This window comes from Pontimicrobium sp. MEBiC06410, assembly GCF_053601615.1.
On sequence record NZ_JBSHNT010000155.1, the window covers coordinates 129,279 to 143,722 of the forward strand.

The 14,444-nt window shown below is 31.1% G+C and carries 9 protein-coding genes; 5 read left to right on the forward strand and 4 right to left on the reverse strand.

The features are described 5' to 3' along the window. Positions 1-19: 19 nt before the first annotated feature. On the reverse strand, positions 20-6,424 hold the full coding sequence (locus ACVC08_RS11645; protein WP_452602149.1) for an alpha-2-macroglobulin family protein: 6,405 nt from the start codon (positions 6,422-6,424) through the stop codon (positions 20-22). 238 nt (positions 6,425-6,662) lie between these two features. Here ACVC08_RS11645 and ACVC08_RS11650 point away from each other — a divergent pair, with 238 nt between their 5' ends. Further along, positions 6,663-7,610, forward strand: a complete 948-nt coding sequence (locus ACVC08_RS11650) for a tetratricopeptide repeat protein (protein ID WP_452602150.1) — start codon at positions 6,663-6,665, stop codon at positions 7,608-7,610. Positions 7,611-7,689: 79 nt separating this feature from the next. Next, positions 7,690-9,045, forward strand: coding sequence for a UDP-N-acetylmuramate--L-alanine ligase (locus tag ACVC08_RS11655; protein WP_452597348.1), 1,356 nt, complete (start codon positions 7,690-7,692; stop codon positions 9,043-9,045). Between the two features lie 13 nt (positions 9,046-9,058). Here ACVC08_RS11655 and ACVC08_RS11660 read toward each other — a convergent pair whose 3' ends face one another. Beyond that, the gene (locus ACVC08_RS11660) at positions 9,059-9,493 is read right to left on the reverse strand and encodes a MarR family winged helix-turn-helix transcriptional regulator (protein ID WP_452602151.1); all 435 of its coding nucleotides are present in this window, start codon (positions 9,491-9,493) and stop codon (positions 9,059-9,061) included. Positions 9,494-9,804: 311 nt separating this feature from the next. On the opposite strand from ACVC08_RS11660, the gene ACVC08_RS11665 reads away from it, so the two are divergent. Together ACVC08_RS11665 and ACVC08_RS11670 are read left to right on the forward strand one after the other, a co-directional pair. Beyond that, positions 9,805-10,461 (forward strand): hypothetical protein, encoded by a 657-nt coding sequence (locus ACVC08_RS11665; protein WP_452602152.1) that lies wholly within the window; start codon positions 9,805-9,807, stop codon positions 10,459-10,461. 117 nt (positions 10,462-10,578) lie between these two features. Then, positions 10,579-12,549 carry an ATP-binding protein gene (locus ACVC08_RS11670; protein WP_452597351.1) on the forward strand — a complete coding sequence of 657 codons (1,971 nt, stop codon included), beginning with the start codon at positions 10,579-10,581 and terminating at the stop codon, positions 12,547-12,549. Here ACVC08_RS11670 and ACVC08_RS11675 read toward each other — a convergent pair. Next, positions 12,536-13,138 carry an FMN-binding negative transcriptional regulator gene (locus tag ACVC08_RS11675; protein WP_452602153.1) on the reverse strand — a complete coding sequence of 201 codons (603 nt, stop codon included), beginning with the start codon at positions 13,136-13,138 and terminating at the stop codon, positions 12,536-12,538. The two genes, ACVC08_RS11670 and ACVC08_RS11675, sit on opposite strands and share 14 nt — an antisense overlap. Before the next feature lie 10 nt (positions 13,139-13,148). Then, the gene (locus ACVC08_RS11680; RefSeq protein WP_452602154.1) at positions 13,149-13,592 is read right to left on the reverse strand and encodes a DUF1569 domain-containing protein; all 444 of its coding nucleotides are present in this window, start codon (positions 13,590-13,592) and stop codon (positions 13,149-13,151) included. A 91-nt stretch (positions 13,593-13,683) separates the two neighbouring features. Here ACVC08_RS11680 and radC point away from each other — a divergent pair, with 91 nt between their 5' ends. Next, a complete protein-coding gene (radC, locus tag ACVC08_RS11685; RefSeq protein ID WP_452602155.1) occupies positions 13,684-14,382 on the forward strand; it encodes a RadC family protein in 699 nt (232 codons plus the stop codon). Positions 14,383-14,444: the final 62 nt, after the last annotated feature.

The following is a 14,444-nucleotide window of genomic DNA, read 5'->3' on the forward strand; positions in this document are numbered from 1 at the left end:
TTAATTAACTGTTATTAGGCTATTCTATAGTTACTCTAACCCCCTCACTATGGCTGGTAAATTCTGGTGCGTACATACTTTGTATAGTAGTGATACCATTACTCATATTACCTGCATTGTTTACACGTAAATCGTATTCAAATACATAAACGCCTTTTGGGAGGTAATCGAAAAAGAAGTTTGTAGACGCATCTTTTGTACTCTCGTAATAGCCCAATCCATCTTGGTATTTATAACTAGATAATACATTTATAGGTTCCATACCAGCGGCACGCATATCTTTCATGTGTACAAACTCCATAGCACGGTCGCTTCTTAACTCTATACGAACTCTTACTAAATCGCCTACTTTTAAAGGTGTGTCTTTGTTAATTTCTGTGATGATTTCACCTGTATCACCATTTGTTTTCTTAAAGAGTTTTTTCTTTAATTTAAGAGGTGTTTCTGCTGAGGTGATTTTATCTAAATCCTCAAAGTATTGCCAGTACACACTTCCCCATGCAATCCCTTTTCCTTTTTTTGTTAATGTAACTTCTGCTTGTTCTGGTTTAATTTCCGAACCATTCCATGCCGTTTTATAGTAGCCAGTTCCAGCTTCTACTTTTACATTTTCTAATTTGTTCGGTGCTATAGGTTGCCCTCCAATAATAACTTCTACCATCTCTGTAACACTTAGCCAATCGCTACCTTGTAATAATAGCGCATAAACAGCATCGGTAGTTGCTTTTGTAGTTTTCCATTGGTTGGTTTGCTTATTTTTTAATAACCAAACCTTTAAATTGTCTATAGTTTCTGTATCATTTTCAATTTCAGAAAAGGCTTCAATTAGCAAGGCTTGTGTTTCTATTGGTGCTTGATACCAATACCAAGAACTGGTGTTTGTTTTCCAATACATCCCTAACTCCTCTGAGGTAATACTGTTTTCTTTTAACGATTTTAATATTTTATTTGCAGTCGTGGTTTCATCTGCTCGGTGCATAATTAAAGCCATCATTCCTTTAGAGTATAAAGAACGAGATAACCAGTATTTTTTTATTTGCGATTGATAATATGCAATAATTTTATCTACCTCTTTAGACGTTTTTATATCATTAAAAAAGCTACGCATGTACAAATAATGTAATTGAGTATAACTTAAGTGGTCTAAACTTAAATCTACATTTTTATTGTATTTTCTAATGTCTTTATATTCTTGTACAAACTCGGCATCTAAGTAACGTAATGCTTTTTCTATCATGCTAGCGGTGTCCTCTTTACTAGCTTTTACATTAAGTTGTTTTAAATGGCCAAATCCTGTAATAATATGTTGTGTTATAAAACGATTCTCTCTATTATTAGCAAACCAAGACCATGCTCCAGACCCCATTTGGTTAGCTTCCAGTTTACGTTTGGCTCTTGCTAATTCGCTATCCATTTTGTTTAAATCGAATAATAAGGCAATGCGCTTTTTCTGTTCTGTTTCGCTTTGTGCATCTCGTAACCAAGGTGTTTCTTGTATTAATAATGATTTTAATTCTTGGTTTTTTTCTAAGTTACTTAATAGTGCGTCTGTATTTTTCCATTGGTTAAATACGTCTTGAATGCGCGGATTAGAATTTGCAATATGGCTTGCTAATGCATTAGCATAATAGCGGGAAAATGTTTGCTCATTACATTCGTATGGGTATTCCATTAAGTATGGTAGTGCTTGTACAGCGTACCATGCCGGGTTACTAGTTATTTCTAAAGTTAATTTATGGTTTTTAAGTGTTGTTGAGGTATTTGTTTTTAATTTATCTAATGTAAATGTTTTAGTCTCGTTACTTTTTATCCACATTGGTAAGGTTTCTGTAACCAACATTCTATTCGTTAATACTGGTAATGCATTTTGCTCTCCATCGCTATAATCTCCAGATTTAGCAATTATTTTATATTGCACAGCTTGTATACTTGTTGGTACATTTAAGCTCCATGTTACTTGAGTATTCCCTTTAGCACCTACAGTAAACTCTTTTCTGTTGTTTGCATTATTAAAATTGGTATCTATAGCTTTACCTGAAAGCGCATCAAACAGTTGTAAAATGGCCTGTCCGGATAATTGCTTTTTAGTAAGATTGGCAATTTTAGTGCTTATTTTAATATTATCGCCTTCTCGTAAAAAACGGGGGGCATTTGGTAATACCATTAATTCTTTTTGGGTTACCGTTTCTAAGGTTTTAGTAGCACTTTCTAAGGTTTTAGTATGCGCTAATAATTGCAGTTTCCATTTGGTTAATGCTTCAGGTGTTGTAAAGTTAAAACTTACATTACCGTCTTTGTCCGTTTGTAATTGTGGAAAGAAAAATGCTGTTTCTTGAAGGTTTTTTCTGATGCTTACTTCGTTAAAAGATTCTTGATTGTCTCTTTTATGATCGTTAAATGTTTTTTTAGAATATTTATTTCCTCTATAGTAATTAAAATCATTAAATTCATCATCATTTAATACAGTTGCACTTTCTTCTGCTGCTTCCATTTCAATTTGCATACCTGAAACTCTAGCTCTTAAAGGTGCTGCAGCACTTTTAACTTGCATACTTCTCTGTACACTTTCATCAGCCATAACAATAACTTCTTCTAATATAGCATTATCTTCTATTAGCGTGACGGTATAATAATTATCTTTTGTGACTGGGACATTTAGTGTTTTATAGCCAATAAACGAAAACTGTAATGTTTTTCCATTTTTTACTTCTAATTTAAACTTACCATCAAAATCTGTAAGCGTACCAGTAGATGTTCCTTTTAATAGGATGTTTGCTGATGGTATAGGCACTTTATCATTATCTAAAACAACGCCCTCTATATACCCTTTTTTAATTCCAGATTTATGTGTGCTTGTATACGATGAAGGTGTTTTTGTTTGTATAGATCTTAAATAACGTTGTCTTTGGTAGTGAAAGTTTCCAAAATTAAATCCAAACCAATGCCAGCTATCGTATTGTTGCGTAGATGGGTAGTTTTGTGCATAAGTTTTACGAATGATTCTAAAGTTTTGAGTATTATAACTTAACCTAGAATTTTTAACAAAAAGCGGACGATACGTATTACGAACAATTGGGTTAAAATTATAATTATGTGCTTTAAATTCATCTAAAGACGCATCGTACATACTTGCTAGTAATTCTGCCGAAACTTGTTCGCCTTTAGGGCCTTTTATTTTAAAAGACCAGGTTTCGTCTGTACCAGGTTGTAACTTATCTCTAAACGTTTTAGTTTCAATAGTTAATTCTGTTTTTGGGTAAGGGACATTTATAAGCGTAGCTCCATTTTGAAAGCTATTAAAAGCTGAAAAACTATAAGCCACAGCAAAACCTCCTAAATCGTCTTTAGTTACGGGAACTGTTATTGTTTTTTTATTATTGTTTAGCGTTAGTGTATGTGTATTAATAAGTTTTCTATCTTTTTCTACAGTAAGTGTTACAGTAATATTTTCTGCAGCAGATGCTACAGTTATAATAGCATTATCTCCAGCTTTATATTCTTTTTTATCTGTAGTAATACTAAATAGTTGTTTGTCTGCGAGTACTTTATCTTGGTTGCTGTATAAAATGGTTTTAGTCTGGTCTTTAACCAATTGTCCAAATCTGTCTTTAGTTTCTAATTCAATAATATATTCGCCAGATTCCCAACGTTTCATATTACCTAAAGCTATTGTTTTAGATTTTTCGGTATTAAATGTATCGTCTAAAACTAGCTTTCCTTTTTTCCAGTTATTACTATTGTCTTCATCGTTATAAGCATCATGAGGAAACAGTGTTTTAAATTCTGTTTTAGTATAATTGTCATAATCTGGCGCAGTCCATGGTCTAGGTCTTAATACATAATCTGGTGCTAATAGTTTATATATTTTAATAGCGCCTTTTGCTGCAACAAATTCTCCATTTAAGTTTTTAGTGTCTATACTAAGGGTTTGCTTTTTGTTTGTTTTGTCTAGTTTTGGGTCTACCGTTACTGTTGCTGTTAATGCATGGTAACCAACTTTTACTATAGTTGTAGTGCTTCTAGTTTCTCCATTAACATCTGTAACATCGGCAGTAACTTCATAATTAAAAATTGGTAAACTACTTTTATCTACACTTTCATCCGGAATAGCTTTAAACGTAATTTGGTAGTGTCCTTTAGCATCCGTTATTGTTTCTCCTTTTGTAATTTCTTGTGCCTCGCTACTGTACGCATGTCTGTTATACCAATAGTACCAACGCGGGTATTGTACATTACGTTTTACACGATAGACTACTTTGGCGTCTGTAATATTACTTCCTGCAAAAGCTAAGGCTTCTCCTTTTACTGTTACACTATCGTTTATTTTTATAGTTTCGGTAATGGGGTTAAACTTAGTTTCAAACTTTGGGCGTTTATACTCTTCAACACTAATAGAATGGTAGGCGCTAATGTTATCACCATTTAATCTAATACTAAAATTACCTGTTAAACCATCGTTTGGTAAAATAAACGTTTCAGAAACCGAACCAAATTCGTTCGTTACTAAGTCCAGTGTTTTTATCTTTTCACCATTAACATTACTTAGGGTTATTGCTACCTTTTCGTTAGCTAAAACTGTAGATTTTTCATCTTCAGTTTTCATAATAATACCTTTAAAATATATGGTTTGCCCGGGTCTGTAAATACTTCTGTCTGTAAAAATAAAACCACTATTGTATGATTTTTTTGTATCGTTATTATAGGTATAGCCTCTATAAATATTATAATTTCCAAAATAACCTACATCGTTTTTATGTACCGCTTTTAGCTTTAAATTGGTTCTTCTTTTTTTAGAATATTTTATTTTAATATGTCCTAAAGCATCAGTTGTAACATGCTCTGTTATTTCCTTTTTACCATAATTATGATACGTTAATTCTATTGCCGTATTAACTAAAGGTGCTCCAGTATTTCTATGTATAAATTGAAAGTATTTATAGTTATCATCTTGATACTCTACTGTAGCAATATTAGTAACTTGTATAATGGCAGTAGATAAAAAGTTTGTTTCTAGTTCTAATGTTTTTGCTGTAATTAAATAACGACCATTATCTAATTTAGGAACACTAACCTCTATAGTATGTTTTTGGTAGTCTCCTTCGTTTATTAAATTCGCATTCCAGTTTGTGGTAGCATTTAATTTTTTTATAAATTTTTGTTTTTCGTCTTCACGATAAATTGTTTTAAAAGTTTCGTATTGTTTTTCAGATATTTTATAAGCTTGAAATAAAAGGTGGTCTAAGTTACTATACTTTAATAGTAAACGCGCATTGGTTTGTATTGGTAAAAAACCTTCTGTAGTAATTTCTAAGCTAGGATTTAAAATACGTGATTTTAAAACAGTACATTTTTCTGCTCCTTTACTCTTAGGAAAAGTATTAATAGCTGTATTGCATAGCGCTAATGCTTCTTTTAGTTTAAATCTGTTTTCTGGTGCTGTTTTTGGGTTATAGGTTTGCCCTTGTTGGTAATACTTATTGGCAATTTCAAAACTATACAAAGCAGATACTTCATGCGAGCTGTGTTTCACTTTTTCTGTATGTAGTGCTTCTAAAAACAACCTATCTTTATTGTTAAATATTGCATGTTGTAATACATACTTTAAACGTTTAATATTAACATCTGCAAGTGCATAAGGCGTTTTGTCTTTTATATGAAAGGCCATTAACTCTTGATATATTTTAAGTGCATTAAGCTCTTGAGAGGTCGTGTCTTTAGAGTTTATGTTTAGTTTAGAAAAACGTTCTGCTTCTACTAAAAAATGCGGATTATCTATTTCAAATTTATAAGCTGGTTTAGTTATTTGATGTTCTGAAGTGCTGTAGAAGGATAAAGCATTATGGCTTAAAAAATCGAACAAAGTAGGTCTGTAAGTTTTAGAGCCTTCTTGCGTTATAAGTAATTCATCGAATACCTCTAATTTGGTTTGCTGTAGTATTAAACCGTTTTGTAAAGAGTTTGTAAAATGTAAATGAATTTCATTAAATAAAGTCTGTAAATCCCAGGTTCTAAAATCTACGGTATCTACTTTAGTTTCAGTTTTGGTTCGGTTATAAAACTTATAGCGATTTTGCTGATAATATTGCCAATATAAATTGGCTAATATATTTTCTAAAACATTTTTAACTGGTATTTCACTTGTATTAATTTCTGCTTTAAGGTCTGTTATAACTTTAAGTTGAGCATTTTCCTCTAAAATTAAAATAAACTTACTTTTATAGAGTAATGTTTTTATGCGCTGCGAATGGTTATTATCTGCTTTTGCTTTTATTGCAATAGCATCTACTTTTTCTAAAGCAGATTTTGGTAACCCTTCTAACTCAAGTTTTTCTACAGCCTTCCATAACTTATCGTAGTTGTTATTTTGAGAAAGAGAAGTATTAGCAAAAAGAATAATCATTAATAATGTTATATATTGTTTCATTTATATATGGTTTTACCTGTAAACGTTTTTTACTTATTATAATACGAAAGGAATTTAATTCGGTTTCGTCCAATTGTAATGCAATGTATGTTTAAAAGCTACTTTAAAAAACACTAAATATGTAAAAGCTACGTTTCAATGAGTAAACAAAAGTATTTTTAAAGTTAGCAAAAACTTTTTTAAATAAATCAAAAACAATACCAAGAGAATATTATTTTTGTTTTAACTATTTTACTCTATGCGTTTACTGCTTTGTATATTCTTATTTCCATTACTGTGTTTTAGTCAAACAATTGATGAGGCAGAGTCCTATATTTCTCAAAAAAACTTTATAAAAGCAGAAACACTTTTAGCGCCTTTTGTATACAATAATCCAAAAAACTTAGAGGCTATAGAGTTATTAGGTGATGCTTACGGACACCAAAAAAAATGGGAAGCAGCTGCAAACGAATATAAAAAGTTAGTAAAAGCTAAACCTAATACAGCAAATTACCATTATAAATATGGCGGTGCTTTAGGCATGAAAGCATTATCTATAAGTAAAATTAGAGCTTTAGGTATTATTGGAGATGTTAAGTCGTCTTTTATTAAAGCGGCAGAATTAGATCCTAAACATATAGATACACGTTGGGCTTTAGTAGAATTATACATGCAGTTACCAGGTATTATTGGCGGTAGTAAAAAGAAATCGTTTAAATACGCTAACGAGTTAGAAGCCCTTTCTAAAGTAGATGGTTATTTAGCCAAAGGCTATATTTATGAGTATGATGATGAGCCTGAATTAGCTGAAAAATATTATAAAATGGCCATTAATGTTGGAGGTTCTATAACGTGCTACGATAAGTTAACAAAGTTATATGAAGCCGAAAAAGAACCAGAAAAGGCTATAAAAACTATTGAAGCTGCACATAAAAAGCATCAACGAAATGCGATGCATTACCAAATTGGTAAAGTTTGTGCAGAATATAATTTGCATTTAAATAAAGGCGAACATTGCTTAAAGACTTATTTAAAACATTACAGTGCAAAAGATGGTGTGCCTAAATCTTGGGCATACTATAGGTTAGCACAAATTTATAAACATAAAAAGGACAAAACAGAAGCCTTAAAATGGATTGATAAAGCCATTGCTGAGAAAGATTTAAAGCCATTTCGTGAAGAAAAAGAAGCTATAAAAAGTCTATAAAAGCACTATTATTTTCTAAAAAAAATATAGAGGAGTTCGCTCTAAAAAAGTATCTTTGAAACATCTTCAAAACAAAACCATGAACGTACATTTTATAGCTATTGGCGGAAGCGCAATGCACAATTTGGCTTTAGCATTACACAATAAAGGATATCAAGTAACAGGAAGTGATGATACTATTTTTGAGCCTTCAAAATCCAGATTAGAAGCTAAAGGACTATTGCCAGACACATTTGGTTGGTTTCCAGAAAAAATAACAACAACGTTAGATGCTGTTGTTTTGGGTATGCATGCAAAAGAAGATAACCCAGAGTTATTAAAAGCACAGAAATTAGGCCTTAAAATATATAGTTATCCAGAGTTTTTATACGAGCAATCTAAGCATAAAACCAGAGTTGTTATAGGAGGAAGTCATGGTAAAACAACTATAACGTCCATGATTTTGCATGTTATGCATTATCATGATCGAGATGTAGACTATATGGTTGGTGCACAATTAGAAGGTTTTGATGTTATGGTAAAACTAACAGAAGATAATGACTTTATTGTTTTAGAAGGAGATGAGTACTTAAGCTCACCAATAGATAGGCGCCCTAAGTTTCATTTATACAAACCTAATATTGCGTTATTAAGTGGAATTGCTTGGGATCATATAAATGTGTTTCCTACCTATGAGAATTATGTAGAGCAGTTTAGCATTTTTGTAGATAGTATTGTTAATGGTGGAAGTATTAATTATAATGAAGAAGATGCAGAAGTAAAACGTGTGGTGGAAGCTAGTGAAAACCCTATTCGTAAAATAGCATACCAAACTCCAGAATATACTGTAGAGGGCGGCGAAACATTATTAGAAACTCCAGAAGGCGCTTTACCAATAGAAGTGTTTGGTAAACATAACCTTAATAATCTGGCAGGCGCAAAGTGGATATGCCAGCACATGGGAATTGATGAAGACGATTTTTATGAAGCTATAGCTACTTTTAAAGGCGCTAGTAAGCGTTTAGAAAAAATTGCAGAAAATGCTACGAGTGTTGCCTATAAAGACTTCGCACATTCGCCAAGTAAAGTAAAAGCAACAACAAACGCGGTCAAGGAACAATATAGTAATAGAACTTTAGTGGCTTGCCTAGAGCTACATACATACAGTAGTTTAAATGCTGAATTTTTAAAAGAATACAAAGGTGCTTTGGACGCTGCCGATGTTGCTGTTGTTTTTTATTCTCCTCATGCCGTAGAAATTAAAAAATTAGAAAAAGTAACACAAGAGCAAATTGCAACTGCATTTAAACGCGAGGATTTAATTATTTATACCAATCCAGAAGAATTTAAAGCGTTTTTATTCTCTCAGAATTTTGAGAATACCTCATTATTATTAATGAGTTCAGGTAATTATGGCGGTTTAGATTTCGAGGCTGTAAAGCGTTTAATAAAATAACAATAGCTTAACTCTAATTACAATTAGTCGCTATCTTTTTTAAAATAGTTTCAACCTGTATTAACTCTTCTAGTGTAATACCATCTAACGCTTTACGCCTGTTTTTTATTATAATAGGGCTTAAGCTTTCTAAAACAGATTTACCATTATCTGTTACAATAATTGTAGTTTTTGTACTATCAGCATCCGTTTGTTGTTTTAAATAACCTTTTTCTACCATTATATTAATAGACTGTAATAATGAAACTTCATTATCATCTGTAAAAGTTAAAACAGCAATATCTTTAAGCGGTAATGTAGGATTTTCTTCAATAAAAGCTAATATGTTAACCTGATCTATAGTTATTTCATCTATTACTTCCGAAAGTTTTCTTTGTGCGAGTTTTCGGTAAGATTTTATGGCTTTTTCAATACTATAAAAAAGGGTTTTTGAAGGTATAGCTCTCATTTAGGGATAGTTATTAAATACAATAATAATTGATACGCTATTTATTTGCAAGCGTTTTTATAAATTATACGTTTTTAATGAGGTATAAAGCCTAGCATTGTATGTTTTATAGGCAAAATGTGTGTGTATCTGGCTCTAAGCTTTTATTATGCAGGCAAAAAACAGAAAATAACGGTTTAACTCTTTTATAAAATTAGGAGACTAGTTAATATAATAAAGTAAAAAAACTAACGTTTGCTTAGTTAACTAACCAAACAATCTTTAAAATATAGAGCACAATTACGTTTTTAACCAATTTAACAAACTTTTTTATGAAACGTATTATTTTATCTCTTAGTGTATTTGCGCTATTTTTTTCATGTACTAATGACGACGATAATTCTGTGGGGACCACAGGGAACTCCCAAGCAGAAGCTGGCTTTTATGCCTTAACAGTAGGAAGTTCTTGGGTATATAAAAATTATGTATACAATGCTAATAATCAGGAGTATGACTATTCTGGAGTTATAGATTCTGTTAAAATAACAGGAGTAGAAATTGTTAATAATAAAACCTATTTTAAGTTTACAACAAAGACATCTGGAAACGATAATAACAATTTAATATTAAACCCTAATGGAACATCTACTGAATTGCTGAGGGATTCTTTAGGATATCTAGTATGGGAAACAGGTAAAATTAAGTTTGCAAATAATGATTTTTCTGAACGTATAATTAATGAGTATACATGGGGAACAACTTATGAAACCTTACAAGCAGGAATTAATGACTTTACTGTCGAGGCAGGAACTTTTTCATGTATAAACTCCGAACGTTATGCTAAAAGTAACCCAGATGAAACCTTATTGCCCGCTTTAGATAAAGTGTACTATTCAGATGGTGTAGGCTTAATTTACGAAACGATTTCTTTTGTAAGTTCCAATATACCCGCAGCACAAAAACGTCTAGATACTTACAGTCAAGAATGATGATTTAGTTAATGAAATGTATAATCATTTGAAATACAGTTTTTTATAAGGGCAAGCGTTTTTTTATATTAAAAAAAGTTTAAAAAATCATATATTTAAAAACTTTTGTCCCTAAAAATGAATTATTTAGAAACGCATTTAACGATAGTTAAACACCTCGTAGAACATACATTTAACCATACTTATAAAAAAAATAGTATAGATGACATACTGTGGGATATAGTTACAAACTGCGTAGATTCATTAATGTTAGAAGACTGTGTTATTTATATCTATGATAAAAGCAGCGATAGACTTATACAAAAAGCAGCATATGGCCCCAAAATTATAGATGAAGGTATTATAGCTAATCCAATTTATTTAAAGCTAGGGGAAGGAATTGTTGGGGCAGTTGCACGTTCTGGCATAGCAGAAATAGTTAGAGATTGTACAAAAGACCCTCGTTATATTATAGACGATATGTCTCGTAATTCTGAAATTGCTGTGCCTCTTATTTTTGAAGGAAATTTAATAGGTGTTATAGATTCTGAACACTCTAAGAAAAACTTTTTTACACAAGAACATTTAGATATTTTTAAAAGTATATCCTCTATCTGTGCAATAAAAATTGCAGAAATGAGAGCAAGTCAAAAAAATGAAGTCTTAGCTCGTTTTTTTAATGAAAGTTCACACCCAACGATACGAATAGATGAGTTTGGAAATGTTTTAAATAATAATAAGGCTTCAGAAAAGGTATTAAAACAATGGGAAACAGTTAATGGTAAAATAGGAAGTAAAAAAGTATTAAAAATTTTAGATAAAGTAATAAAAAATAATATTGAAAAAACACAAGAAATAACCATATTAGACAGAACCTATAATTTAAGATTTAATCCAGTAGTAGGGCGTAATTATGTAAATGTTTACTCTAGTAATATTACAGATATTAAAAAAGCGCAAGAAGAAGCAGAAAAAGCGAATGAAATAAAAGATAAATTTTTATCTGTAATAAGCCATGAAATACGAACACCTTTAAATGCAATAATTGGAACTTTAAATTTATTGAAATCTGAAAATTTAAATGAAAAACAATTAGAATATTTAAAAACAACCGATTATGCAAGCGATAAACTATTAACGTTATTAACTAACGTACTAGATGTAGAGAAAATAAAAGCAAATAAAATTCAAGTAGAAAACCTTCATTTTAATCTAGGCGCATTACTTAATAATTTGCATAATGCATTTACTTTCGATACCCAATCTAAAAATAACGATTTAAAATTTGTAGTAGATAAAAACATCCCTCAAAACCTATATGGTGACGAAACAAAGCTTTATCAAATTTTAATAAATCTGCTTAATAATGCTGTTAAGTTTACCAAAAATGGGCATATTTCGTTGCATGTTAAACAAGAACAGCTAAAAGCAGATAGTTGCAGAATTAGATTTGAAATTTCAGATACAGGTATTGGTATCCCAAAAGATAAAATAGAAAGCATTTTTAATCCTTTCCAACAAGCAGAGACTTCTATAACAAGACGCTTTGGAGGAACAGGGTTAGGCTTATCTATAGCTAAAGATTTAGTAGCATTGTTAGGAGGAACTTTAAGTGTAGAAAGTGAAGTGGGAGAAGGGACTACATTTATTGTTTTATTAGAGCTTATACTAAGCAAACAAAAAGCAAAAGAAAAAACGCAGAATTCTTTTAGTTTTAATGCAACATTACTAGAAGGTATTAAGGTTTTGTTAGTAGATGATAATAAAATTAATTTAAAAATAGGAGAGCAGTTTTTAAAAAAATGGGGTGCAACAATTGTAAAAGCAGAAAATGGAATAGAGGCTTTTAAGGCTTTTAATAAAGAACCATTTGATTTAATTTTAATGGATATTCATATGCCAATATGTAATGGGTATGAAGCCACAAAAAAAATAAGAGCTACCCAAAATCCTCATAAAAATATCCCAATTATTGCTATCACAGCAGATGTTACAGACCATAGTAAAGTATTAGCAAAACAAGTGGGCATTAATGCTATAATTTCTAAGCCTTATAAACCTGAAGATTTTATAGATAAAATAACCAATGTACTTTTTAACGAGGACTAAAAACAGTATCTAAAAAAGAAGCAATATGTTCTTGATTGGCTCGAATTAATTCTGCTCTTGCACTATTTATATTGCTAGGCTTTTTATCTTGAGATAATTTAAACTTCCCTTCCCAATCAGTAATCTCTATTTTAAACCCCTTAATGTAATGTATTAAATTATCCATTCTAGAATTATTAATATCTAAACTATATTTAGGATTAGGTTGCTCAAAAAAATCCGTCATTTTAACCAAAGATTGCTTTATAGAATCTACATCTGTAATAGCAGAAACCTTACCTTTTAAATGAACCTTAATATAATTCCATGTAGGCAACTGTTTAGTACTATAAATACTTGGCGAAATGTAGCACTGTGGTCCAGAAAATATAACAGTAACCTCGTTATTATTGCACAATAACTCAGCTTGAGGATTATTATAATCTATGTGTCCAACAAGTATCTTATTTTCATTATAAATTAGCGGTAAATGAGTAATTAAAGGCGTGTTGTTTTTTACAGAAATAATTGTTGCTAAAGGGTACGATTTAATAACACTAATCATATGATTAATGTTGTCCTCTAGATGATGTTTAGGCGGGTAACTCATCCTTAGCTAATTAAACTCCAAATTGTTTTAAGTGATGATCTAAATGTTTGTATTGCATTTGTCCCCATTGCTGAGCTGTAAATTCACCAAAAACGGGGTGAGGCTGCCAATTAGTTTTAGCTTTAGACTCATGCAGCTCATTTATTAATGTAACAAGTGCCTCTTTTTCGGTATTAAAAACTTTATGGTCTACAACTTTTAATCCAGGTGCAGTTGGTAAGTTTTTACGCCAAGGTTTATCGTTATATAAAGATTTCTTAAAAAAGGTTTTAATAAGCCAGTTAGGTTTTAAACCATAATCTATTTTTTGCATCATAATATTTAAAGGGGCTTGGCAATGATGTACCATTTGGGCAACATCCATTTTACCCCATAATGCAGAAGATGTTTCGTTTAATGTTTCTATTCTATTTAATAACTCTTTATGAGCCTCTGGATTGAATATTGATTGCATAATTGATAGATTATAAGATTACCCTTGAAATTTACAACATTTTTTTACTGAGTGAATTTATAAATAATAAAAAAAGATGTAGATTTATAAAATGCATAAAAAACTAGCCTCATTTTCAATAAAAAATTGGTCGGAAGGAGACCAACCGCGTGAAAAACTATTAAACAAGGGGAAAGAAGTGTTAAGTGATGCCGAGTTAGTTGCCATTTTAATTGGTTCGGGTAATAAACATGAAAGCGCTGTAGATTTGTGTAAGCGTATACTAGCAAGTGTAAATAATAATTTAAGCGAGCTAGGGAAGTTAACAACCAAGCAACTCATGAATTTTAATGGAATAGGAGAAGCAAAAGCTGTCTCTATAGTAGCAGCTCTAGAGTTAGGACGAAGAAGAAGAGGTAGCGAGGCTTTAGACCGCAAAAAAATAACGTCCAGCAGATCGGTTTTTGAGTTAATGCAGCCAATAATAGGAGAGTTACCTCATGAAGAATTCTGGATAATTTATGTTAATAATTCCAATAAAGTCATTCAGAAGAATCAATTAAGTAAAGGAGGCATTACAGGAACGTTAGTAGATGTACGCTTGGCTCTTAAAATTGCACTAGAAGTAGGAGCAATAGGAATTGTATTAGCACACAATCATCCTTCAGGAACATTAAGTCCTAGTAAAGCAGATATCGCTTTAACAAAAAAGCTAAAACTCGCTTCAGAAAGTTTAGATATAAAAGTTCTAGATCACCTTATTATAACAGAGAAATCTTATTTTAGTTTTGCAGACTCAAATCTTTTATAAGATATCTATAAACGTACAAGGAGTCATTGTCTAATTTCTTATTTTTGAAAGATAGGAACAGT